General features: G+C 53.9%; 1 protein-coding gene. It reads left to right on the top strand.

The annotated features are described in order from the left end of the window. Positions 1 to 1,048: hypothetical protein (locus NCI00_RS29355; RefSeq protein ID WP_253533528.1), on the top strand; the 1,048-nt coding region annotated here is incomplete at both ends.

The raw sequence follows: 1,048 nt of genomic DNA, 5'->3' as shown, positions 1-1,048 counted from the left end.
GTTCAGTGTTCGTTTGCAAAGCAATCCTACGTGTGTAGCGACGTCGACTTCGCAGACGATTAATACCGTTCCAGGCGCACCGACGCTGACAGGCGTGACATTGACGCAGCCCACTTGCGCGTTGCCGACGGGGACAGCGGTGGTCAACGCCGCGGGCTCGGGCACTTTGGAATATTCAAAAGATGGCATGAACTGGCAATTGAGCAATACATTTTCAATGTTGTCCCCTGCCAACTACACTTTCAGCGTTCGTTTGCAAAGCAATCCTACGTGCGTAGCAACGTCGACTTCGCAGACGATTAATGCGGTTCCCGGCGCACCGACGCTGACAGGCGTGACATTGACGCAGCCCACTTGCGCGTTGCCGACGGGCACAGCGGTGGTCAACGCCACAGGCTCGGGCACTTTGGAATATTCAAAAGATGGCATGAACTGGCAATTGAGCAATACATTTTCAATGTTGTCTCCTGCCAACTACACGTTCAGTGTTCGTTTGCAGAGCAATCCTACGTGTGTAGCAACGTCGACTTCGCAGACGATTAATACCGTACCAGGCGCACCGACGCTGACAGGCGTGACATTGACGCAGCCCACTTGCGCGTTGCCGACGGGGACAGCGGTGGTCAACGCCACGGGCTCGGGCACTTTGGAATATTCAAAAGATGGCATGAACTGGCAATTGAGCAATACATTTTCAATGTTGTCCCCTGCCAACTACACTTTCAGCGTTCGTTTGCAAAGCAATCCTACGTGCGTAGCGACGTCGACTTCGCAGACGATTAATACCGTTCCAGGCGCACCGACGCTGACAGGCGTGACATTGACGCAGCCCACTTGCGCGTTGCCGACGGGCACAGCGGTGGTCAACGCCACGGGCTCGGGCACTTTGGAATATTCAAAAGATGGCATGAACTGGCAATTGAGCAATACATTTTCAATGTTGTCTCCTGCCAACTACACTTTCAGCGTTCGTTTGCAAAGCAATCCTACGTGCGTAGCGACGTCTACCTCGCAGACGATTAATACCGTTCCAGGCGCACCGACGCTG

This window comes from Runella salmonicolor (assembly GCF_024158025.1).
GTDB lineage: Bacteria > Bacteroidota > Bacteroidia > Cytophagales > Spirosomataceae > Runella > Runella salmonicolor.
The sequence above is the reverse complement of the archived record's forward strand: the minus strand, read 5'-3'. Positions and strand labels throughout refer to the sequence as shown.